The organism is Falsiroseomonas sp. RANM36, from assembly GCF_056682175.1.
Window position 1 is genome coordinate 669,478 of the sequence record NZ_JBWXTD010000003.1, and the last position, 355, is coordinate 669,832.

At 78.6% G+C, this 355-nt stretch carries 1 protein-coding gene; it reads left to right on the forward strand.

What is annotated here, in order from left to right; all coding sequences use genetic code 11:
- On the forward strand, positions 1-321 hold a 321-nt coding region (locus AC1MIR_RS07995), incomplete at its 5' end, for a hypothetical protein (RefSeq protein WP_480027646.1).
- Between the last annotated feature and the right edge of the window lie 34 nt (positions 322-355).

Below are 355 nucleotides of genomic sequence, written 5' to 3' on the forward strand. Positions count from 1 at the left end.
GGGGGGGGGGGGGGGGGGGGGGGGGGCGCCCGCCCTGGGGGGCGGGGGGGGGGCGCCCCCCCCCCCCCCCCCCCCCCCCGCGCCGCGCGCGGCGAGCTGACCGACCTGATCCTGATGGACATGCAGTTCTCGCGGTTCCTGCGCACCAATGCGAATGTGGACGCCTATCGCGACCAGTTGCGGCTGGCCGCGGCGGCGTCGGGCGCGCAGCTCTTCAGCCGCTGGTCGATCATGCAGCATTGGGCGGAAACCGAGACGCTGGACCTGGAACGTGCGCCGCGGGAGCGGCGGCGCCCCCGCGCCCCCCCGCGGCCCCCTTGACGGGCGCGCGCCCGGGGGGGGGGAAAACCACAAC